General features: G+C 70.7%; 20 protein-coding genes. 1 reads left to right on the top strand and 19 read right to left on the bottom strand.

All coding sequences use genetic code 11. From position 1 onward, the window contains the following. Nucleotides 1-3 precede the first annotated feature (3 nt). Together ACZ404_RS04065 and pyrR are read right to left on the bottom strand one after the other, a co-directional pair. Complete coding sequence (locus ACZ404_RS04065; RefSeq protein WP_468435691.1) at nucleotides 4-981, bottom strand: aspartate carbamoyltransferase catalytic subunit; 978 nt, start codon at nucleotides 979-981, stop codon at nucleotides 4-6. A 92-nt stretch (nucleotides 982-1073) separates the two neighbouring features. Next, the gene (gene pyrR / locus ACZ404_RS04060) at nucleotides 1074-1655 is read right to left on the bottom strand and encodes a bifunctional pyr operon transcriptional regulator/uracil phosphoribosyltransferase PyrR (RefSeq protein ID WP_468435690.1); all 582 of its coding nucleotides are present in this window, start codon (nucleotides 1653-1655) and stop codon (nucleotides 1074-1076) included. A 252-nt stretch (nucleotides 1656-1907) separates the two neighbouring features. Here pyrR and bldD point away from each other — a divergent pair, with 252 nt between their 5' ends. Beyond that, nucleotides 1908-2411, top strand: coding sequence for a transcriptional regulator BldD (bldD, locus tag ACZ404_RS04055; RefSeq protein ID WP_014671524.1), 504 nt, complete (start codon nucleotides 1908-1910; stop codon nucleotides 2409-2411). A 97-nt stretch (nucleotides 2412-2508) separates the two neighbouring features. Here the strand turns inward: bldD and nusB are convergent, their stop codons facing one another. The 17 genes from nusB to ACZ404_RS03970 all read right to left on the bottom strand — a co-directional run bounded on the left by nusB (nucleotide 2509) and on the right by ACZ404_RS03970 (nucleotide 20869). Further along, the gene (gene nusB, locus ACZ404_RS04050; RefSeq protein WP_468435689.1) at nucleotides 2509-2937 is read right to left on the bottom strand and encodes a transcription antitermination factor NusB; all 429 of its coding nucleotides are present in this window, start codon (nucleotides 2935-2937) and stop codon (nucleotides 2509-2511) included. Nucleotides 2938-2939: 2 nt separating this feature from the next. Then, nucleotides 2940-3506 (bottom strand): elongation factor P, encoded by a 567-nt coding sequence (gene efp, locus ACZ404_RS04045; RefSeq protein WP_217129986.1) that lies wholly within the window; start codon nucleotides 3504-3506, stop codon nucleotides 2940-2942. 44 nt (nucleotides 3507-3550) lie between these two features. Beyond that, complete coding sequence (locus ACZ404_RS04040; protein WP_468435688.1) at nucleotides 3551-4657, bottom strand: aminopeptidase P family protein; 1107 nt, start codon at nucleotides 4655-4657, stop codon at nucleotides 3551-3553. 106 nt (nucleotides 4658-4763) lie between these two features. Further along, the gene (locus ACZ404_RS04035) at nucleotides 4764-5627 is read right to left on the bottom strand and encodes a Pro-rich N-terminal domain-containing protein (RefSeq protein ID WP_468435687.1); all 864 of its coding nucleotides are present in this window, start codon (nucleotides 5625-5627) and stop codon (nucleotides 4764-4766) included. Between the two features lie 164 nt (nucleotides 5628-5791). Then, nucleotides 5792-7402: a 3-dehydroquinate synthase gene (gene aroB / locus ACZ404_RS04030; RefSeq protein WP_468435856.1), complete on the bottom strand. Its 1611-nt coding sequence runs from the start codon at nucleotides 7400-7402 to the stop codon at nucleotides 5792-5794. A gap of 32 nt (nucleotides 7403-7434) precedes the next feature. Continuing rightward, nucleotides 7435-8619, bottom strand: coding sequence for a chorismate synthase (aroC, locus tag ACZ404_RS04025; protein WP_468435686.1), 1185 nt, complete (start codon nucleotides 8617-8619; stop codon nucleotides 7435-7437). A gap of 165 nt (nucleotides 8620-8784) precedes the next feature. Continuing rightward, complete coding sequence (locus ACZ404_RS04020; RefSeq protein ID WP_468435685.1) at nucleotides 8785-9624, bottom strand: shikimate dehydrogenase; 840 nt, start codon at nucleotides 9622-9624, stop codon at nucleotides 8785-8787. Further along, nucleotides 9605-11296 (bottom strand): endolytic transglycosylase MltG, encoded by a 1692-nt coding sequence (gene mltG / locus ACZ404_RS04015; RefSeq protein WP_468435684.1) that lies wholly within the window; start codon nucleotides 11294-11296, stop codon nucleotides 9605-9607. The genes ACZ404_RS04020 and mltG overlap by 20 nt, the downstream gene beginning before the upstream one ends. A gap of 122 nt (nucleotides 11297-11418) precedes the next feature. Next, nucleotides 11419-11883: a Holliday junction resolvase RuvX gene (gene ruvX / locus ACZ404_RS04010; RefSeq protein ID WP_468435683.1), complete on the bottom strand. Its 465-nt coding sequence runs from the start codon at nucleotides 11881-11883 to the stop codon at nucleotides 11419-11421. A gap of 61 nt (nucleotides 11884-11944) precedes the next feature. Continuing rightward, nucleotides 11945-14617, bottom strand: coding sequence for an alanine--tRNA ligase (alaS, locus tag ACZ404_RS04005; protein ID WP_468435682.1), 2673 nt, complete (start codon nucleotides 14615-14617; stop codon nucleotides 11945-11947). Beyond that, nucleotides 14617-15000, bottom strand: a complete 384-nt coding sequence (locus ACZ404_RS04000) for a hypothetical protein (RefSeq protein WP_468435681.1) — start codon at nucleotides 14998-15000, stop codon at nucleotides 14617-14619. The genes alaS and ACZ404_RS04000 overlap by 1 nt, the downstream gene beginning before the upstream one ends. A gap of 9 nt (nucleotides 15001-15009) precedes the next feature. After that, entirely contained in the window at nucleotides 15010-15462 is a 453-nt protein-coding gene (locus tag ACZ404_RS03995) for a DUF948 domain-containing protein (RefSeq protein ID WP_468435680.1), read from the bottom strand. 173 nt (nucleotides 15463-15635) lie between these two features. Further along, nucleotides 15636-16250 (bottom strand): 30S ribosomal protein S4, encoded by a 615-nt coding sequence (gene rpsD, locus ACZ404_RS03990; RefSeq protein WP_014671539.1) that lies wholly within the window; start codon nucleotides 16248-16250, stop codon nucleotides 15636-15638. 304 nt (nucleotides 16251-16554) lie between these two features. Continuing rightward, complete coding sequence (locus tag ACZ404_RS03985) at nucleotides 16555-17910, bottom strand: replication-associated recombination protein A (protein ID WP_468435679.1); 1356 nt, start codon at nucleotides 17908-17910, stop codon at nucleotides 16555-16557. 46 nt (nucleotides 17911-17956) lie between these two features. After that, nucleotides 17957-18613, bottom strand: coding sequence for a vitamin K epoxide reductase family protein (locus tag ACZ404_RS03980; RefSeq protein WP_468435678.1), 657 nt, complete (start codon nucleotides 18611-18613; stop codon nucleotides 17957-17959). 272 nt (nucleotides 18614-18885) lie between these two features. Next, complete coding sequence (gene hisS, locus ACZ404_RS03975) at nucleotides 18886-20148, bottom strand: histidine--tRNA ligase (protein WP_468435677.1); 1263 nt, start codon at nucleotides 20146-20148, stop codon at nucleotides 18886-18888. A 13-nt stretch (nucleotides 20149-20161) separates the two neighbouring features. Next, nucleotides 20162-20869, bottom strand: coding sequence for an MBL fold metallo-hydrolase (locus tag ACZ404_RS03970; protein WP_468435676.1), 708 nt, complete (start codon nucleotides 20867-20869; stop codon nucleotides 20162-20164). Between the last annotated feature and the right edge of the window lie 117 nt (nucleotides 20870-20986).

The raw sequence follows: 20986 nt of genomic DNA, 5'->3' as shown, positions 1-20986 counted from the left end.
GTCTTACTTCTCCTCGGTCCGAGAGTGGGTGACGGCAGGCTCGTTTCCGCCCAGCAGCAGGTACAGCACGGCCATCCGGATGGAGACGCCGTTGGCGACCTGCTCGACGACCGTGCAGCGCGGGGAGTCGGCGACCTCGGCGGTGATCTCCATGCCGCGGACCATCGGGCCGGGGTGCATCACGATGGCGTGCTCGGGCAGCCGCGCCATGCGGTCGCCGTCGAGGCCGTAGCGCCGGGAGTACTCGCGCTCGGTCGGGAAGAACGCGGCGTTCATCCGCTCGCGCTGGACGCGGAGCATCATCACGGCGTCGCACTTCGGCAGCGTGCTGTCGAGGTCGTAGGACACCTCGCAGGGCCAGGTCTCGACGCCGACGGGCACCAGGGTGGGCGGGGCGACCAGGGTGACCTCGGCGCCGAGGGTGTGCAGCAGGTCGACGTTGGAGCGGGCGACCCGGCTGTGCAGCACGTCGCCGACGATGGTGATGCGCCGGCCGGCCAGGTCCTGGCCGAGGCCGGCGTCCCGGCCGACGAGGCGGCGGCGCATGGTGAAGGCGTCCAGCAGGGCCTGGGTGGGGTGCTGGTGCGTGCCGTCGCCGGCGTTGATGACGGCGGCGTCGATCCAGCCGGAGTTGGCCAGGCGGTAGGGGGCTCCGGAGGCGCCGTGCCGGATGACGACGGCGTCGACGCCCATCGCCTCCAGGGTCTGCGCGGTGTCCTTCAGGGACTCGCCCTTGGACACGCTGGAGCCCTTGGCGGAGAAGTTGATGACGTCCGCGGAGAGGCGCTTCTCGGCGGCCTCGAAGGAGATCCGGGTGCGGGTGGAGTCTTCGAAGAAGAGGTTGACGATCGTGCGGCCGCGCAGGGTCGGCAGCTTCTTGATCGGCCGGTCGGCGACCCGGGCCATCTCCTCGGCGGTGTCGAGGATCAGGACGGCGTCGTCGCGGGTGAGGTCGGCGGCCGAGATGAGATGACGCAGCATCTGTCAGGCTCCGTAAGGCAGTTCATTCAGGGAGGTTCAGGGCAGACCGGTGCGCGTACGGGCATGCCGGGGCAAGCCGTACGCCGGACTTGCTACTGGCCGGACGGCTTCACACCGAGCAGCACGGTGTCGCGACCGTCCTCCTCGGCGAGCTGGACCTTGACCGTCTCCCGCAGCGACGTGGGGAGGTTCTTGCCGACGTAGTCGGCGCGGATGGGCAGTTCGCGGTGGCCGCGGTCGACGAGGACCGCGAGCTGCACCGCACGGGGGCGCCCGATGTCGTTCAGGGCGTCGAGGGCGGCGCGGATGGTGCGGCCGGAGAAGAGCACGTCGTCGACGAGGACGACCAGCTTGCCGTCGATGCCGTCACCGGGGATCTCGGTGCGGGCCAGCGCACGCGGCGGGTGCATGCGCAGGTCGTCGCGGTACATGGTGATGTCGAGCGAGCCGACGGGGACCTTGCGGTCGGTGATCTGCTCCAGCTTGGCGGCGAGCCGCTGGGCGAGGAAGACGCCCCGGGTCGGGATGCCGAGGAGCACCACGTCGTCGGCGCCCTTGGCGCGTTCGACGATCTCGTGGGCGATGCGGGTCAGCACGCGCGCGATGTCGGGGCCTTCGAGAACGGGCCGCGCATCGGACGCCTGCGCATGCGCGGGCGAGTCCTGCTTGTCCATACGAAACGGACCTCCTTCTCCGCCTCACGGGACGGACCTTAAAGGACGTCGGATTTGCGCCATCCACGGTAGCAGGTCGCCGACAGACCTCGATCACCCGGTCGGCGTAATCGGCCATCACCGTCACGGAAGAGTCGGTGTGGACCATTCGGCTTGACGCGCGAGTGTCACGCTGCGTAACCTCACAGTGAGTTACCAACCGCGCGGCATGGAAACCACAGCCGGCCGCGTCGACAGTGTCCGGGGAGCTATATGTCCAGCGAATACGCCAAACAGCTCGGGGCCAAGCTCCGGGCCATCCGCACCCAGCAGGGCCTTTCCCTCCACGGTGTCGAGGAGAAGTCCCAGGGGCGCTGGAAGGCCGTGGTGGTCGGGTCGTACGAGCGCGGTGACCGTGCCGTGACCGTGCAGCGCCTGGCCGAGCTGGCCGATTTCTATGGCGTTCCTGTGCAGGAGCTCCTGCCGGGCACCACGCCGGGCGGCGCCGCCGAGCCGCCGCCGAAGCTGGTCCTGGACCTGGAGCGGCTGGCCACGGTGCCGGCCGAGAAGGCGGGTCCCCTGCAGCGCTACGCGGCGACGATCCAGTCCCAGCGCGGCGACTACAACGGCAAGGTGCTCTCGATCCGCCAGGACGACCTGCGCACACTCGCCGTCATCTACGACCAGTCCCCCTCGGTCCTCACCGAGCAGCTCATCAGCTGGGGTGTCCTCGACGCGGACGCGCGCCGTGCGGTGGCCACCCACGAAGAGGCCTGATCGCTCACACCCTCAGCAGAAACGTGCCGCCGGGGTGGCCGGAACCAGACGGTTCCGGCCACCCCGGCGGTGTTTTCCTACGATCACGCGCGCTCGGCTAGGCCCGGCGCAGCGACGGCTTCAGCTCCTTGAGCCGCCCCAGCAGACCGTTCACGAACGCCGGCGACTCATCGGTGGAGAACTCCTTCGCGAGCTGCACCATCTCGTCCAGCACGACGGCGTCCGGCGTCTCGTCCACCCAGATCAGCTCGTACGCGCCCAGCCGCAGGATGTTCCGGTCGACCACCGGCATCCGGTCGAGCGTCCAGCCGACCGCGTACTGCGCGATCAGCTCGTCGATCCGCCGCGCGTGCTCCGCGTAGCCCTCGACCAGCTGCATCGTGTACTCGCTCACCGGCGGCTGCCGGGTGTCGGTCCGGGAGAGCCGGATCCAGTCCGCGAGGACCGTCAGGACGTCGGCGCCGCGCTGGTCGCCCTCGAAGAGGATCTGGAAGGCACGCTTGCGGGCCGTGTTGCGGGCAGCCACGGTTAGCTGTTCACCCGGCCGAGGTAGTCGCTCGTACGCGTGTCGACCTTGATCTTCTCACCGGTGGTGATGAAGAGCGGCACCTGGATCTGGTGGCCCGTCTCCAGCGTGGCCGGCTTGGTGCCGCCGGTGGAGCGGTCACCCTGGACGCCCGGCTCGGTCTCCTGGATGGTCAGCTCGACGGCGGCCGGCAGCTCGACGAAGAGCACCTCGCCCTCGTGCTGCGCGACGGTGGCGGTGAAGCCCTCGATCAGGAAGTTGGCGGCGTCGCCCACGGCCTTGCGGTCGACCATCAGCTGGTCGTAGGTCTCCATGTCCATGAAGACGAAGTAGTCGCCGTCCATGTACGAGAACTGCATGTCGCGCTTGTCGACAGTGGCCGTCTCGACCTTGACACCGGCGTTGAAGGTCTTGTCGACGACCTTGCCGGAGAGCACGTTCTTGAGCTTGGTGCGCACGAAGGCCGGGCCCTTGCCGGGCTTGACGTGCTGGAACTCGACGACGGACCAGAGCTGGCCGCCTTCGAGCTTGAGCACCATGCCGTTCTTGAGGTCGTTCGTGGAAGCCACGGTTGCGGAATCTCCTGGACTGACGTACGACCCCGGGTCACGCGCTACAGCGCGAGCAGCTCCTTGGTCGTGATGGTGAGTAGCTCGGGTCCGCCGTCCGCCTCGGGGCGTACGACGAGCGTGTCATCGATCCGGACACCGCCCCGGCCCGGGAGGTGGACCCCCGGTTCGACGGTGACCGGCACGCAAGCGTCCAGTTTACCCATGGCCGCGGGGGCCAACTGCGGGTCCTCGTCGATTTCGAGTCCGACACCGTGTCCCGTCAGCGGTGGCAGGGCCTCCGTATAGCCCGCCGAGTCCAGCACCTGGCGTGCCGCGCGGTCCACGTCCCGGTAGGCGGCGCCGGGCGCCAGGGACTCGCGTCCCGCGCGCTGGGCTGCGAAGACCAGGTCGTACAGCTCGACCTGCCAGTCGGCCGGCGACGTGCCGATGACGAAGGTACGGCCGATCTCGCAGCGGTAGCCCCGGTAGGTCGCGCCGAGGCAGACGGAGAGGAAGTCGCCCTCCTCCACGCGCCGGTCGGTGGGCCGGTGGCCGCGCCGGCCCGAGTTCGGGCCCGTGGCCACCGAGGTCGGGAAGGCCGGGCCGTCGGCGCCGTGGTCGACCAGGCGCCGCTCCAGCTCCAGCGCCAGGTGCCGCTCGGTGCGGCCGACCAGGATGGACTCCAGCAGCTCGCCGAGGGCCTGGTCGGCGATCTCGGCGCCGATGCGGAGGCAGGAGATCTCCTCCTCGTCCTTGACCACCCTGAGCTGCTCCACGGCGGACCCGAGGTCGGCGAGGCGCAGTCGGGGGGCGACCGAGGTCAGGGCGCGGTGCCGGGCGACGGTGAGGTGGTGTTCCTCCACGGCCAGGGATTCGGCGCCCTGCCCGGCGGCGAGGCCCGCGGCCGACACCGCCGGGTCGCCCGCGGAGGACGGCAGGACGTGCACGGGCAGGGCCTCGTCGGGGCGCCCCTCGGTGGGGCGGTCGTCCGGCGGGACGGCACAGACCAGCAGGTCCTCCCGTCTGCCGAGCAGCAGGACGGAGCCCTGCGGGGCCGCGGCCGCGAGGTAGCGCACGTTGGCGGGGCGGGTGACCAGCGCTGCCGTGGTGCCGGCCGCGTTGAAGTGTTCCCTCAGCCGGGATCGGCGGTTCGCGTACACCTCTGACATGAGATGAGCGTAGGAGTTTTATCCCGTTTATGCCGATTTGTGGGGGCCGAGTGGGGCTGCGGGGCTGGTGGGGGCGGTGCCGTCCTGCGAGCCGCACTCCCCCGCGTCACCAGGCCGGAGGGCTTGCCATGGCCCTCGCCAGGACCTCGTCCAGGACGCGTGCCGTGCCGGCGACGTCCAGCTGGGAGTTGTCGATGATCGGGAGGCCCGAGCCGTACCAGCCCGCCATGCGGCCGTGGATGCGGGCCACCTCCTCGTCGGTGAGGCGGCGGTTGCCCGTGCGTTCGGCGTTGCGCTCCAGGACGATGTCCAGGCCGGGGAGGATGACGACCGGCAGCAGGCCGGGACCGACGTGGCGCTTCCAGCCGCCGAGGCCGACGACCGGGCGGTCCGGGAAGACCGCGTCGTCGAGGATGCAGGAGATTCCGTTGGCCAGGAAGTTCCGGGCGGCGAAGCCGCAGGTGCGGCGGGCCAGACGGTACTGGGCCTCGGAGTTGTCGTTCCAGCCCGACTGCGGGTTCGCGTAGCCCGAGCGGACCCATTCGCGTACGTCGTCCAGGCTGATGTGGGCCGTGGGCACCCGACGGTGGTCCGCCCAGTACTTGGCGACGCTCGTCTTGCCCGCGCCCGCCGGGCCGATCAGCAGGACGGCCAGGGTGGTGGCCGTCGGGTCCGGGGCCGTGGCGGCCGCCGGTGGTGCGGTGGGCACGCCGACCGGGCCGCCGGGCGGCAGCGGCACGTGGCCCGTGGTGTCGGGCGCGGGCGGGGCCGGGGCGTGCTGCGGTGGTGTGGGCGGCATGGGCCCGGCGGTGGGCGCGGGGCCCGCCGCGGGGAATCCGGGTGGCGGCGGGGGCACGGGTGCGGGACCCTGCGGGGCTCCCGGGTGGTGCGCGGCCGACGCCCAGTCCGCGTGCGGTCCCTGCCCCGGCTGGTGGGGCGGCGGCAGCGGAGACCCCACTGCGTGCTGCATCCGTTGCCACTCCGTCTCGTACACACATCTGGCGTTGGCAGGCGGGTGCGGACCCGCTCCCTACCGAACGGTACCGCCCCCGGCCGTCGTTTGGTGAAACGACCGGGGGCGGTGAGAAGTGCCCGGCCCGGCAAGGGAATCGGGCGGAAGGAACAGCCGGGTGCTTACTGGCCCACTTCTCCGTAGGCGGCGAGCAGCACGGCCGGGTCCGGGCCCTCCAGGACCGTCGGCTTGGCCAGGCCGTCGAGGACGATGAAGCGCAGCAGGTCGCCGCGGGACTTCTTGTCGACCTTCATCGTCTCCAGCAGCTTGGGCCACTGGTCGTAGCGGTAGTGCAGCGGCAGGCCGACCGCTTCGAGGATCGAACGGTGGCGGTCCGCCGTCGCGTCGTCCAACCGCCCGGCCAGGCGGCCGAGTTCGGCGGCGAAGTGCATGCCGACCGCGACGGCGGCGCCGTGCCGCCACTTGTAGCGCTCGTTCTTCTCGATGGCGTGGCCGAGGGTGTGGCCGTAGTTGAGGATCTCGCGCAGACCCGATTCCTTCAGGTCCGAGGAGACGACCTCGGCCTTCACCCGGATCGACCGCTCGATCAGCTCGGCCGTGTGCGGACCCGCCGGGGTGCGGGCGGCCTCGGGGTCGGACTCGATCAGGTCGAGGATCACCGGGTCGGCGATGAAGCCGGCCTTGATGACCTCCGCCAGCCCGGAGACGTAGTCGTTGACGGGGAGGGAGTCCAGCGCGGCGAGGTCGCACAGCACACCGGCGGGCGGGTGGAAGGCGCCGACCAGGTTCTTGCCCTCGGCGGTGTTGATGCCGGTCTTGCCGCCGACCGCCGCGTCCACCATGGCGAGGACGGTGGTGGGGATGGCGATCCAGCGCACCCCGCGCAGCCAGGTCGCGGCGACGAAGCCGGCGAGGTCCGTGGTCGCGCCGCCGCCGACGCCGACGACGACGTCCGTGCGGGTGAAGCCGGACTGGCCGAGCGCCTTCCAGCAGTAGGCGGCGACCTCGGCGGTCTTGGCCTCCTCCGCGTTGGGCACCTGGATGGCGACGGCCTCGTAGCCCTGCCCGGCGAGGTCGGCGCGCAGCGCGTCACCGGTCTCGGCCAGCGCCTCCGGGTGGATCACCGCGACGCGCTTGGCCCTGGGGCCGATCAACCCGGCCAGCTCGCCCAGCAGTTGCCGGCCGACCAGCACCTCGTACGGGTCGGTGCCCGCGCTGCCGGCGATCTGGATCCTTGTCACCTGGTTCGCCATGACGTCCTCCGGCCGGGGGCCCGGGGGTCGTCCCCCGGGGGATGCGGTCAACTCCAGTGCGTCCAGCACGGCTTGCGCGACCTCTTCGGGGGTGCGGCCGTCCGTCGGTACGACGGCGGTGGCGACCTCCTCGTACAGGTGCCGCCGGGCCTCCATCAGCTCGCGCCACTGCTTGCGCGGGTTGACCGCGAGCAGCGGGCGGGCCACGTTGAGGCCGGTGCGCCGGACGGCCTCCTCGACGTCCATGGAGAGGTAGACCACCCGGTGGCCGGCGAGCAGCGCGCGGGTGTCCGGGTCGAGGACGGCCCCGCCGCCGAGCGCGAGGACGCCCTCGTGCTCGGCGAGGGCGGTGCGCACCGCCTGCTTCTCCAGCGCGCGGAAGGCCGGCTCGCCGTCGTCCACGAAGATCTCGGCGATGGTGCGGCCCTCGGCGGCCTCGATGTCGGCGTCGGTGTCCCGCTGACCGACGCCCAGCCGCTCGGCCAGCAGCTGCCCGACGGTGGACTTGCCCACGCCCATCGGGCCGACGAGGACGACCACAGGCACGACGGTCACCGGATCCGCAGGTTGTCGAGGTAGGACCGCACGTTGCGGCGGGTCTCGGCCACGCTGTCGCCGCCGAACTTCTCCGCGACCGCGTCCGCGAGGACCAGCGCGACCATCGCCTCGGCCACGATGCCGGCGGCCGGCACCGCGGACACGTCCGAGCGCTGGTGGTGCGCCTGTGCCGCCTCGCCGGTGGTCACGTCGATGGTCTGCAGAGCCCGGGGCACGGTCGCGATCGGCTTCATCGCGGCACGCACCCGCAGCAGCTCACCGGTGGACAGACCGCCCTCGGTGCCGCCGGAGCGGCCGGACACCCGCCGGATGCCCTCGTCGGTCCGCACGATCTCGTCGTGCGCCTTCGAACCCGGCACCCGCGCGAGCTCGAAGCCGTCGCCGATCTCGACGCCCTTGATCGCCTGGATGCCCATGAGCGCACCGGCGAGGCGCGCGTCCAGCTTGCGGTCCCAGTGCACGTGCGAGCCCAGACCGACCGGAACGCCGTAGGCCAGGATCTCCACCACACCACCGAGGGTGTCGCCGTCCTTGTGGGCCTGGTCGATCTCCGCGACCATCGCCTTCGACGCGTCCGCGTCCAGGCAGCGCACCGGATCGGCGTCCAGCCGCTCGACGTCCGCCGGCGTCGGGTAGACGCCCTGCGGGGCCTTGGCGGCGGCCAGTTCGACGACGTGGGAGACGATCTCGATGCCGGCCGTCTCCTTCAGGTACGACCGGGCGACCGCGCCGAGCGCCACGCGGGCGGCGGTCTCGCGGGCGGAGGCGCGCTCCAGGATCGGGCGGGCCTCGTCGAAGCCGTACTTCTGCATGCCGGCGAGGTCGGCGTGGCCGGGGCGCGGGCGGGTCAGCGGCGCGTTGCGGGCGAGGCCGTCGAGGATCTCGGCGTCGACCGGGTCGGCCGCCATGACCTGCTCCCACTTGGGCCACTCCGTGTTGCCCACCATGATCGCGACCGGTGAGCCGAGGGTGAGGCCGTGCCGGACGCCGCCCAGGAAGGTGACTTCGTCGCGCTCGAACTTCATCCGCGCACCACGGCCATAGCCGAGCCGGCGCCGCGCCAGGTGGTCCGCCACCATCTCCGTGGTGATCGGCACGCCGGCGGGAAGCCCCTCCAACGTCGCGACAAGTGCGGGACCGTGGGACTCCCCCGCGGTCAGCCAACGCAGCCTGCTCAACGGTGCTCCTCCGTGTTCGCGCCCGGTACTGCCCTGCGTACGCGGGTCTCGCGTACGGCGACGGCGCGACCGGGTGCGCGACCCCGGTCCGCCACCTCCGATCCTCCCACGTCCCGGGCCCGGACCCGGCCGCTGGTCCAGCAGTCGGACGCGAGGATCTCGGGCTCAGCGCGCGGCCAGCGCCTTCTCGCCGGCCTGCCGCATGGCCTCCAGCGGGGCCGGGGTGCGGCCGGTCATCTGCTCGACCTGGAGGACGGCCTGGTGGACCAGCAGGTCCAGGCCGCTGACGACGGCGCCGCCGAACATGGACCAGCGGGCCGCGAGCTCGGTGGGCCAGGGGTCGTAGAGCACGTCGAAGAGGGTGGCGGGCCGCTCGGGCGCGGCGGCGGCGAGGGCGTCGGTGGTGCCGGCCGGGGTGGTGGCGATCACCAGGGGGGCGCGCAGGGCCTGCTCGGCGTCCGCCCAGTCGGCCGTACGGACGTCGACGTCGAGCCGCTCGCCCCACTGGCGCATCTCGGCGGCGCGGGCCTCGCTGCGGACGTAGGCGACGACCTCACCGGTGCAGATCCGGGCCAGGGCGGCGAGCGCGGAGGACGCGGTGGCCCCGGCACCGAGGATCGCCGCCGACTCGACCTGCTCGATGCCGTGCTCGCGCAGCGCGGCCACCATGCCCGGGATGTCGGTGTTGTCGCCGAGGCGGCGGCCGTCCTCGGTGAAGACGACGGTGTTGACGGCGTCCACGGACGCGGCGGTCTCGCTGATCTCGTCCACCAGCGGGATGACCGCGCGCTTGAGGGGCATGGTCAGCGACAGCCCCGCCCACTCCTCGCCCAGTCCGTCCAGGAAACCGGGCAGGGCGGCCTCGTCGATCTCGAACCGGTCGTACGACCAGTCGGTGAGCCCGAGCGCGTCGTAGGCCGCCCGGTGCAGCACCGGAGAGAGGGAGTGGGCGATGGGCTTACCGAGCACGGCGGCCCGGCGGGCGTCAGTTGCCCGAGCTGGCATTGAATTTGTCCTTGAGCTGTTTGAATTCTGCGTAGGTCTTGGCGAACTCGGTGTTGTTCGTGCCGTCGGTCGCCACGAAATAGATCCAGCCGTCGTGCGTCGGATTCAGTGCCGCCTTCAGCGCGTCCTCGCCGGGATTGCCGATCGGACCGGGCGGAAGACCCTTGTGCGTATAGGTGTTGTACGGGTTGGTGTTGCTGTTGATCTCCTTTTCGGAGATGTGGATGTTGCTCGTGCCGTTGAGGTAGTTGTAGGTCGAGTCGAACTGCAGCAACTGGTTGGTCTCGGTGTTGGTGGGCTTCAGGCGGTTGTAGACCACCTCCGCCATCTTGCGGAAGTCCTCGTGCGTCTTGCCCTCCGCCTGCACCAGGCTCGCGACCGTGACGAGCTGGAACGGGTTCTTCAGGCCCAGTGCCTGGGCCTTCGACGGCAGGCCGTAGGCGGTGTACTTCTGTTTGGCCTGGGTGACCATCTGTTTCAGGATCGCCTCGGGCTTCATTCCCTTGGCGGCCGGATAGGTGGCCGGGAACAGGAAGCCCTCGAGCGGGTCCTTGATGCTGCTGCTGTTCTCCGCCCAGGCGGGCAGGCCGAGTTTCTTGTACTGCTGCCTGGCGATCTTCTGCGTGCTTCCGGAGGCCAGGCCGAGCTGTTTGTCGATCGCCTGGTAGACCTTGGAATTACGCTCGCCCGGTTTCACCAGGACGTTGCTCTGGCTCCTCGGGTCGAGCATCAGGACAACGGCGCTGGCGGCGGACATCTCCTTCTTCAGGACATAGGCGCCCGCCTGGATCTGATCGCCCTTGGGGTTCTGCCCCTGCGCATGGACGAACGCCTCGGCGCTCTTGACGACCCCCGCCGCTTTCAGCCGGCGGCCGATTTCCCAGCCGCCCGCGCCGCCCGGAATTTCGACGGTCACGGTCTCCTTGAGGCCGTCGCCCGCGTAGTCCGGAGCCGGGGCGAAACGATTTTGGTAGAACTTCCAGCCGAAATACCCGACGGTGCCGAGGCCGCCGCCGAAGACCAGGACGACCACCATGCAGGCGCAGCCGGTGCGCCGCTTCTTGCTCTTGACCGGCTTCCGGCCGCGCCGCTCGCCCCGGCCGGGCCGGCTCTCGGCCTCGTCCTCGGCGTCCTCGTCGACGCCGCCTCCCGCGAAGAAGGCGTGCTCCTCCTCGCCGGCCGCGGGCTCGGGCTCCGGATCCGCCTCGGGACGCCTGCGCCCGGGCGGCTCCGGCGGCGGGTAGGCGTCCTCGGTGCCGTAGAAGTCGGGCTGCTCCCCGCCGTAGGCCACGGGCTGCTGGCCGTACGGGTCGCCCGGGTCGGCCGCGTAGGGCATCTGGCCGTGGGTGCCGGTCGCGTCCCAGCCGCCCTGGGGGTGGTACTGCTGCTGCTGGGTGTGCGACGCGTACTGCTGGTTCTGGCCGGCGTAGTGCTGGCCGTAGTGCTGGTGACCCTGTTCGTCGTAGTACGGGTACGGCTGCTGGTCGTACCCGGGCTGCTGCCCCTGCGTCCAGTCGCCGTACTGCGACTGCTGGGGGTGCTGCTGCGGCCGGCCGCCGTGGGCAGGCTGATGGCCGGAGTGCGCCTGCTGCCCTTCCCATCCGCCGTCCCCGTACAACGGGTCCTGCGGATGCCACGGTTCGGAGCCTGGGCTCCGGCCATACTCAGTCATCGATCCCCTAGAGCCGCGAGGCCGACGGTCACGCGGCCGGTGGGCCGGCTTCCGTTCCGCCTCTTGCTGTGCCCCGGCTGTTCGAACACCGGCGCATCGCGCGGAACGTTACCGTATCGCGATCAGATGACCACTTCGACGCCCTCTCCGGGTGCTTTACCTGACACCCGTTCGGATTCCAGCGCCTGCTGCAGGATGACGACGGCGGCCGCCTGGTCGATGACCGCCCGGCCCTTTTTGGATTTCACCCCCGAGGCGCGCAGTCCCTGGGTGGCCGTGACGGTCGTCATCCGCTCGTCCACGAGGCGGACCGGCACCGGCTTGATGCCCTTGGCGAGTTCCTGGGCGAAGGTGCGGACCTTGAGGGCGGCCGGGCCCTCGCCCCCCTTGAGGGAGCGAGGGAGTCCGACGACGACCTCGATCGGCTCGTACTCCTCCACCAGCTGCCGCAGCCTGCGGTGGGCGGCCGGGATGTCCCGGCCGGGGACGGTCTCCACCGGGGTGGCGAGGATCCCGTCGGGGTCGCACGAGGCGACCCCGATCCGGGCGTCCCCGACGTCGATGGCGAGTCGGCGTCCTCTGCGCATGTCCGACCGTTTCCTTACTTCGCCGTCGATTTCGCCGTCGTTCTCGCCGTCGATTTCGCCGTCACTTGGCGGTCTCGGCGACGAGCCGCTCCACGGCGTCGACGGCCTCGCCGACGGCGGCCGGGTTCTGGCCGCCGCCCTGGGCGACGTCCGGCTTGCCGCCACCGCCGCCGCCGAGGGTCTTGGCGGCGGTGCGAACCAGGTCACCGGCCTTGAGACCGCGCTCGCGGGCGGCCTCGTTGGTGGCGATGACGGTCAGCGGCTTGCCGTTGTTGACCGTGAAGAGAGCGACCACGGCGGCCCGGCCGCCCTGGATCCGGCCCCGCACGTCGAGGACCAGCTTGCGCAGGTCGTCGGTGCTGGTGCCGTCCGGGACCCGGCCGGTCACCACGGCGATGCCGCGGACGTCCTTGGCGGACTCGGCGAGACCGGCGGCAGCCTGCAGCACCTTCTCGGCGCGGAACTTCTCGATCTCCTTCTCGGCGTCCTTCAGCCGGGCGAGCATGCCGGAGACCTTCTCGGGCAGTTCCTCCGGACGACCCTTGATCAGCTCGGTCAGCTGGTTGACGACCGTGTGCTCCCGGGCGAGGAAGTGGTAGGCGTCGACGCCGACGAGGGCCTCGATACGGCGGACACCCGAGCCGATGGAGGACTCGCCGAGCAGCTTCACCAGGCCGAGCTGGGCGGTGTTGTGCACATGCGTGCCGCCGCACAGCTCCTTGGAGAAGTCGCCGATGGTCACGACGCGGACGCGCTCGCCGTACTTCTCGCCGAACTCGGCGATGGCGCCCTGCTTCTTGGCCTCGTCGATGCCCATGACGTCGGCGCGGACGTCCAGGTCGCGGGCGAGCACCTCGTTGATCTTCTGCTCGACGTCGGTCATCACGGCCGTGGGCACGGCGGACGGGGAGCCGAAGTCGAAGCGGAAGCGGCCGGGCTGGTTCTCGGAACCGGCCTGGGCGGCCGTCGGACCGAGGGCGTCGCGCAGGGCCTGGTGGGTCAGGTGGGTGGCCGAGTGGGCGCGGGCGATGGCCTTGCGGCGGCGGTTGTCGATGGCGGCGTGGGCCTTGGCGCCCACGGTCACCTCGCCGACCTGGACGACGCCCTTGTGGACGTACACCCCGGGCACCGGCTTCTGGCAGTCGCGCACCTCGATGACGGCACCGGAGTCGACCTTGATGCGGCCGGTGTCGCCGATCTGACCGCCGCCCTCGGCGTAGAACGGGGTGCGGTCCAGGACGACCTCGACCTCGTCGCCCTCGGTGGCGGCCGGGGAGGAGACACCGTCGACGAGCAGGCCGACGATCGTGGACTCGCCCTCGGTGTCGGTGTAGCCGATGAAGTCGGTCTCACCGGCCGCGTCGGCGATCTCGCGGTAGGCGCCCATGTCGGCGTGGCCGGTCTTCTTGGCCTGGGCGTCGGCCTTGGCGCGCTCCCGCTGCTCCTTCATCAGGCGGCGGAAGCCCTCCTCGTCCACCGAGAGGCCCTGCTCGGCGGCCATCTCGAGGGTGAGGTCGATCGGGAAGCCCCAGGTGTCGTGGAGCAGGAAGGCCTTGTCGCCGGAGAGGACCGTGCCACCGGACTGCTTGGTCTCGGTGACGGCGGTGTCGAGGATGTTGGTGCCGGCCTTCAGCGTCTTGAGGAAGGCGTTCTCCTCGGCGAGGGCCACCTTCTCGATGCGCTCGCGGTCGGTGACCAGCTCCGGGTACTGCCGGCCCATCATGCCGATGACGACGTCGATCAGGTCCTTGACGACCGGGCCGGTGGCGCCGAGCAGGCGCATGTTGCGGATGGCGCGGCGCATGATGCGGCGCAGTACGTAGCCGCGGCCCTCGTTGCCGGGGGTGACGCCGTCGCCGATCAGCATCGTGGCGGTGCGCATGTGGTCGGTGACCACGCGCAGGGAGACGTCCGAGTCGTGGGCGTCGCCGTAGGCCACGCCGGTCAGCTCGGTGGCCTTCTTGATGACGGCCATGGAGGTGTCGATCTCGTACATGTTCTGCACGCCCTGCAGAATCATGGCGAGCCGCTCGAGACCCAGGCCCGTGTCGATGTTCTTGCTCGGCAGGTCCCCGAGGATCTCGAAGTTGTCCTTGCCGGTGCCCTCGCCGCGCTCGTACTGCATGAAGACGAGGTTCCAGATCTCCACGTACCGCTCGTCGTTGACGGCGGGCCCGCCCTCGACGCCGAACTCGGGGCCGCGGTCGTAGTTGATCTCGGAGCAGGGGCCGCAGGGGCCGGGGACGCCCATGGACCAGAAGTTGTCCTTCATGCCCAGGCGCTGGATGCGCTCCTTGGGTACGCCGACGACCTCGTGCCAGATCTGCTCGGCCTCGTCGTCGTCCTGGTACACGGTGATCCAGAGCTTCTCCGGCTCCAGGCCGTAACCACCCTTGTCCTGGGGGCTGGTGAGCAGCTCCCAGGCGAGCTTGATGGCGCCTTCCTTGAAGTAGTCGCCGAAGGAGAAGTTGCCGCACATCTGGAAGAAGGTGCCGTGGCGCGTGGTCTTGCCGACCTCTTCGATGTCGGGCGTGCGCACGCACTTCTGCACGCTGGTGGCGCGCGGGAACGGCGGCTTGACCTCACCCAGGAAGTAGGGCTTGAAGGGCACCATGCCGGCGGGGACGAGGAGCAGAGTCGGGTCGTCCGCGATGAGCGACGCCGAAGGGACGACGGTGTGCCCGCGCTCCTCGAAGAAGCTCAGCCAGCGGCGGCGAATCTCGGCCGACTCCATCAGTGGTCCTCATTCCGGTTGTACGAGTACGTCGTGTTCTCGATGTACTTCGGTGTGCTGCGTTGCGTGCTGGGGTTGTCGCTGTGGCCGGTGCCGGGGTTGTTCTCGATGGCGGCGTACCGCCGGGGCGCGGCGAGTCCGGGGGCCTCGTGGATACCGAGGGCCTCCTCGAGCTCGGCCTCCCGCTGCGCCATGTTGTCGCGGACGTCGAGCGCGAAGCCGACCGCGCGGTCCTTCAGGCGCTGACCGGTCTCCAGGGCCTTGTTGGCCGCGGTGGCGGCGAGGCTCTCGGGGGTCAGCTGCCTCAGCTTGCGGTTGACCTTGGTGGTGGCCCACACACCGGCGGCGACACCCGTGCTGAACCAGAACGTACGGCGGAACATCGCTCGGTCTCAGTCCCTCTTCCCGCGGAGGTCTCGCTTGCGCCGTGCGGCAGGGACCGTGCGCCCCACGATCACGGTACGCCGGGCCGACTTCGCCGGCACGTCCTCCTTGCGGCCGCCCAGCGCCCGGCGCACGCCGTAGCCGAAGGCCGCGACCTTGACCAGGGGGCCGCCGAAGGTGGAGGCGACGGTGGTCGACAGCGCGGAGGCGTTGGAGGTGACCTCCTGGACGTCGGAGGCGATCGCGTCGACCCGGTCGATCTGGGTCTGCGCGGAACGCACGGCCGCCGAGGCGTCGGCGAGCAGCGGGACGGCCTGGTCGGTCACGTCCGCCACGAGCTTGGTGGTCGCCTTGAGCGTCTGGGCCAGCCTCACCAGGGCGACGGCGAGGAAGGAGACCAGGATCGCCCAGAAGACGGCCACCAGGATCCCGGCCACCTCTCCACCGGACACTGTGCGCACCCGCTCCCTGAAACGTGCCTGAGCATCGATAAGTCGTGCACCCGAGCCTATCGCGCCGGGGATGGGGGTCCGTACCGGATTACCGTCGGCGGGCGGCGAAAACACGAACCCGCCGCCTCGCCCGCCCGGAAGGGCGGGGAGACGGCGGGCTGGAGTGCTGCGCCGGGCTGGGGTCAGCGGGCGTAGTACTCGACGACGAGCTGCTCGTCGCAGATGACCGGGACTTCCTTGCGGTTCGGCTCGCGGTCCAGGCGGAACGCCAGGGCCTTGAGGTTCACCTGCAGGTAGCGGGGGGTCTCGCCGTCGGGGGCGAAGCCGCCCTCACGGGCGATCTGGAAGAGCGTCTTGTCCTTGGAGCGGTCGCGGACCTGCACGACGTCGTCCGGGCGGACGCGGAAGGACGGCTTGTCGACCTTCTGGCCGTTGACCTGGATGTGGCCGTGGACGACCATCTGGCGGGCCTGGTAGATCGTGCGGGCGATGCCCGAGCGCAGGACCAGCGCGTCGAGGCGGCGCTCCAGCTCCACGATCAGGGCCTCACCGGTCTTGCCCTGCACCTTGGACGCACGCTCGTAGGCGCGGACCAGCTGGCGCTCGGAGATGTCGTACTGAGCGCGCAGGCGCTGCTTCTCCAGCAGACGGACCTTGTAGTCCGAGTTCTGCTTGCGGCCGCGGCCGTGCTCACCCGGCGGGTAGGGGCGGGCCTCGAAGTACTTGACGGCCTTCGGGGTCAGCGCGATGCCGAGGGCACGCGACTTCTTGACCTTGGGGCGGGACTGGTTCGCCACTGTCTCTTTCTTCCTTCTGGTTTCCGGCTCGTCAGGGTTCGGGGAGGTCGCATCCGCAGCCGGGGAAACCCGCCGCGTCCGAAGTGGACGGGGTGGGCAGCCGCTCCCCTGGTCTGGGCACATACGTGCAGCACGCGAGTGGCCCACCGGCCTCTCCCGGGAACCCGGGTGGTGGTGGGCTGCCCGCGACACCGTTCGACGGTGCGCGACGCTCCTGGAACCGGTCCGCGAGGGACCGGGCTCCGGCCGGTTGTCCCGCTCTGACAGCACAGGACTCGGCGCTTCGGAGCAGTCTACAGGGCCGTCAGGGCCCCCTGCGACCGAGGTGCTTCCTCGTCCACTCGACCGCGTCCGCGTATCGCGCCTCGGCGCCGTGCCGGGTCGGGGTGTAGTACTCGCGGTCCTTGAGGGCCTCCGGGGCGTACTGCTGCTGGGCGATGCCCTCGGGCAGGTCGTGCGGGTAGACGTACCCCTGCGCGTGGCCGAGCTTGGCCGCGCCCTTGTAGTGCCCGTCGCGCAGGTGCGGCGGAACCGGGCCGGCCAGGCCCTTGCGTACGTCCTCCATGGCGGCGCCGATCGCGGTGGTCGCGGAGTTGGACTTGGGGGCGAGGGCGAGGGCGATGGTGGCGTGGCTGAGGGTGAGGGCGGCCTCGGGGAAACCGATCATGGCGACGGCCTGGGCGGCGGCGACCGCGATGGGCAGCGCGTTCGGGTCGGCCAGGCCGATGTCCTCGCTGGCGGAGATCATCAGGCGGCGGGCGATGAAGCGCGGGTCCTCGCCGGCCTCGATCATGCGGGCCAGGTAGTGCAGGGCGGCGTCGACGTCGGAGCCGCGGATGGACTTGATGAGGGCGCTGGCCACGTCGTAGTGCTGGTCGCCGTCGCGGTCGTACTTCACCGCCGCCCGGTCGACGGTCTGCTCCAGGGTCTGCAGGGTGATCTCGGACTCGCCCTGGTCGAGCGCGGCGCCGGCCGCGGCCTCGAGGGCGGTCAGGGCGCGGCGGGCGTCGCCGCCGGCGATCCGCAGCAGGTGCTCCTCGGTGTCCTCGGGGAGGGCGACGGCGTCCTTCAGGCCGCGCTCGTCGGCGAGGGCGCGCCGGAGCAGGCCCCTGACGTCGTCGTCGGTGAGGGGCTCGAGGGTCAGCAGGAGCGAACGGGACAGCAGCGGGGAGATCACCGAGAAGTACGGGTTCTCGGTCGTCGCCGCGACGAGGGTGACCCAGCGGTTCTCGACCGCGGGGAGCAGGGAGTCCTGCTGGGCCTTGCTGAAGCGGTGGATCTCGTCCAGGAACAGGACGGTCTCCCTGCCGAAACCGCCGGCGGCGCGGCGGGCGCCGTCGATGACCGCGCGGACCTCCTTGACGCCGGCGGTGATCGCGGACAGTTCCACGAACCGCTTGTTCGTGGCCTTGGAGACCACGTGGGCGAGGGTCGTCTTGCCCGTGCCGGGCGGGCCCCAGAGGATCACCGAGGAGGGTCCCGCGGGGCCGCCGGAGCCCTCCCCCACCAGCCGCCGCAGCGGCGAGCCGGGCTTCAGCAGGTGCTGCTGGCCCACGACCTCGTCGAGCGTGCGCGGGCGCATGCGCACCGCCAGGGGACTGGCCGCGGGGTCCTTCTCCTGGCGTTCTTCGCTTGCGGCGGTGAAGAGGTCGGGTTCCACGCTGAAACCCTAAGACACGGCACTGACAATGCCGGGCGGCCCCTGGTCAGGCCCAGAGCTGGCTGCCCCATCGGGTCAGGATCATCATGGCGATGATGCCGCAGTGCGTGACCGGGACGACCCAGGTGAACTCGCCGAGGAAGGTCTTCAGCGGGCGCGGCGCGGGCAGGAAGCCGTTGCGCACGTTGAACGAGGTCACGTACCAGAACATGGTGATCGTGGCGACCCAGGCCAGGGAGCACCACAGGCACAGCGCGTTGATCCGGTACAGGGACTGGAACTGCAGCCAGGTGACGAACGAGACGCCGAAGAGCGTGCCGAAGTTGAAGGTGAGCCAGTACCAGCGCGGGAAGCGGGCGCGGCCCAGCAGGCTCATGCCGACGCAGACGACGATGCCGTAGCAGACCAGGCCCAGCCAGGGGTTCGGGAACCCGAAGGCCGCCGCCTGCTTGCTCTCCATGACGCTGCCGCAGGACACGATCGGGTTGACGCTGCAGCCCGGTGTGAACGTCTTCCCGGCGAGCTTCGCCTCGAGGATCTTGTTCTTGTCGAGCGTGATGACCCACGCGGCGAGCAGTCCGGCCGCGCCGGTGATCACCAGCATCAGGGCGAAGGCGCGGCTGCCGCCGACCGTGCGAGGTGCGTCGGCGGCACGCTCGGGCCCTGGCTCCGTGGAGACGTCTTTGACTGTCGTCTTGCTCATCACGCCGATTCCGTCACTTGAGACTTGGACCTTCTTCGGGCACGGGCCATTGTGCCGCACCCCCTGGTGTGTCCACCGTTCGATGGACATAAGGAGGTACGCACGACGGCCGCGGATCGTTCGTTTCCGGCCGTTCGGCGCGTGGAGATCGCAGGTCGGAATCGTCCGGCAGGACGAATCGGCATCCGCCGAGTTGACGGTCGCGAGACGGTACGGCAGTTCGATGTCGAGAGGGCGCCGAGGGTCGTCCCCCGGCGCCCTCTCGGTGAGCCCTAGCCGAGGCGGGACTCCAGCTCGGCCACGATCTCGTTCACGCCGATCGGTGTCTGCTCGCCGGACTCCATGTCCTTGAGCTGGACGACGCCCTCGGCGAGGTCGCGCTCGCCGGCGACGAGGGCGTAGCGGGCCCCGCTGCGGTTGGCGTTCTTCATGGCGCCCTTCAGCCCCTTGCCGCCGTAGGAGAAGTCCGCCGCGATGCCGAGCTTGCGCAACTCGGTGACCTTGGCGAACAGCAGACGGCGGGCCTCCTCGCCGAGCGGCACCGCGTAGACGCTGGTCGAGGACGGGATGGGCAGCTCGACGCCCTCGGCCTCCAGGGCGAGCACCGTACGGTCCACACCGAGGGCCCAGCCGACCGACGGCAGCGCCGGGCCGCCGATCATCTCGGACAGCCCGTCGTAGCGTCCGCCGCCGCCCACCGCGGACTGGGAGCCCAGGCCGTCGTGCACGAACTCGAAGGTGGTGCGGGTGTAGTAGTCCAGTCCGCGCACCAGCTTCGGGTCGTCCTCGAAGGCCACGCCCGCCGCGGTGATCAGCTCACGCACCTCCTCGTGGTACGTCTTGCAGGCGTCGCAGAGGTAGTCCCGCAGGAGCGGGGCGCCGGTCAGCTGCTTCTGGACCGACTCGCGCTTGTCGTCCAGGACGCGGAGCGGGTTGATCTCCGCCCGGCGCAGCGTGTCCTCGTCCAGGTCCAGGCCGCGCAGGAAGTCCTGGAGGGCGGCCCGGTAGACCGGCCGGCACTCCCGGTCGCCCAGGCTGTTGAGCAGGATGCGGAAGTTCTGCAGGCCCAGCGAGCGGTAGGCCTGATCGGCCAGGATGATCAGCTCGGCGTCCAGCGCCGGGTCCTCCGCGCCGATCGCCTCGGCGCCGACCTGGGAGAAGTGGCGGTACCGGCCCGCCTGCGGCTGCTCGTAGCGGTAGTACGAGCCCGAGTACCAGAGCTTCACCGGCAGGTTGCCCTGGCGGTGCAGGTTGGCCTCCAGCGCGGCGCGCAGCACGGAGGCGGTGCCCTCGGGGCGCAGGGCGAGCCGGTCGCCGCCCTTGGTCTCGAAGGCGTACATCTCCTTGGTCACGATGTCGGTGGACTCGCCGACCCCGCGCGCGAACAGCTCCACGTTCTCGAAGCCGGGCGTCTCGACATAGCCGTACCCGGAGCTCTGCAGGGGGGCCGCGATCGCCTCGCGCACCGCGAGGAAGATCGCGGAACGGGGCGGAATCAGGTCGTAGGTGCCCTTGGGTGCCTGGAAGGTACTCACGAAAGCTCTCTCGTCACATTCCTCGTCGGGGCGCCTGGAAGGTGCCCTGGCCGGCCGCCACCTGCCGCAGATAGGGGTTGGTGGCGCGCTCCTGGCCGATGGTCGTCTGGGGGCCGTGGCCGGACAGCACCACGGTGGAGTCGTCGAGCGGCAGGCACACACGGGCCAGCGACTCGAACATGTCCTCCATGGATCCGCCCGGCAGATCGGTGCGTCCGACGGAGCCGGCGAACAGCAGATCCCCGGAGAAGAAGACCGACGGGATGTCCGCGGTCTCGGGCATCTGGAAGGTCACCGACCCCTTGGTATGGCCCGGCGCGTGCGCGACGGAGAACTTCAGGCCCGCGAGGTCGAGCGTGGCGCCGTCGGTCAGCTCCCTGACGTCGTCCGGCTCCCCCACGGTCAGCTCGCCCATCAGCGGCATGCCGATGGACCGGCCGAGCCCCTTCTCGGGGTCGCTCATCATGTACCGGTCCTCGGGGTGGATCCAGGCCGGTACGTCGTGCGCACCGCACACGGGGACGACCGAGGCCACGTGGTCGATGTGGCCGTGGGTGAGGACGACGGCGACGGGCCTCAGCCGATGCTTCCTCAGTGCTTCCTCGACGCCGTCGGCGGCCTGGTGGCCGGGGTCGATGATCACACACTCCTCACCGGGGGCGGGGGCGACGAGATAACAGTTCGTCCCCCAGGCCCCGGCGGGGAACCCGGCAATGAGCACGATCGTCCTTCGTTGTGTCGATTACGGGCGGCCGGAGCCGCAGTCAGAGCCTACCGGCGCTGCCGTTTCCTCAGCGAACCCATATACGGTACGGGGCTACACGCGGATGTCGGCTCA

This window comes from Streptomyces sp. NPDC030798 (assembly GCF_055572275.1).
Note: the sequence above shows the minus strand (reverse complement) of the source record. Positions and strands in the feature narration are given on the sequence as shown.

Bases quoted from the DNA above. Each gene is read 5' to 3' on its own strand.
- ACZ404_RS04065 (WP_468435691.1), bottom strand. From the start codon at position 981: ATGCTGCGTCATCTCATCTCGGCCGCCGACCTCACCCGCGACGACGCC.
- pyrR (WP_468435690.1), bottom strand. From the start codon at position 1,655: ATGGACAAGCAGGACTCGCCCGCGCATGCGCAGGCGTCCGATGCGCGG.
- bldD (WP_014671524.1), top strand. From the start codon at position 1,908: ATGTCCAGCGAATACGCCAAACAGCTCGGGGCCAAGCTCCGGGCCATC.
- ACZ404_RS04040 (WP_468435688.1), bottom strand. From the start codon at position 4,657: ATGTCAGAGGTGTACGCGAACCGCCGATCCCGGCTGAGGGAACACTTC.
- ACZ404_RS04035 (WP_468435687.1), bottom strand. From the start codon at position 5,627: ATGCAGCACGCAGTGGGGTCTCCGCTGCCGCCGCCCCACCAGCCGGGG.
- aroB (WP_468435856.1), bottom strand. From the start codon at position 7,402: ATGGGCGTGGGCAAGTCCACCGTCGGGCAGCTGCTGGCCGAGCGGCTG.
- ACZ404_RS04020 (WP_468435685.1), bottom strand. From the start codon at position 9,624: ATGCCAGCTCGGGCAACTGACGCCCGCCGGGCCGCCGTGCTCGGTAAG.
- mltG (WP_468435684.1), bottom strand. From the start codon at position 11,296: ATGACTGAGTATGGCCGGAGCCCAGGCTCCGAACCGTGGCATCCGCAG.
- ruvX (WP_468435683.1), bottom strand. From the start codon at position 11,883: ATGCGCAGAGGACGCCGACTCGCCATCGACGTCGGGGACGCCCGGATC.
- alaS (WP_468435682.1), bottom strand. From the start codon at position 14,617: ATGGAGTCGGCCGAGATTCGCCGCCGCTGGCTGAGCTTCTTCGAGGAG.
- ACZ404_RS04000 (WP_468435681.1), bottom strand. From the start codon at position 15,000: ATGTTCCGCCGTACGTTCTGGTTCAGCACGGGTGTCGCCGCCGGTGTG.
- ACZ404_RS03980 (WP_468435678.1), bottom strand. From the start codon at position 18,613: ATGAGCAAGACGACAGTCAAAGACGTCTCCACGGAGCCAGGGCCCGAG.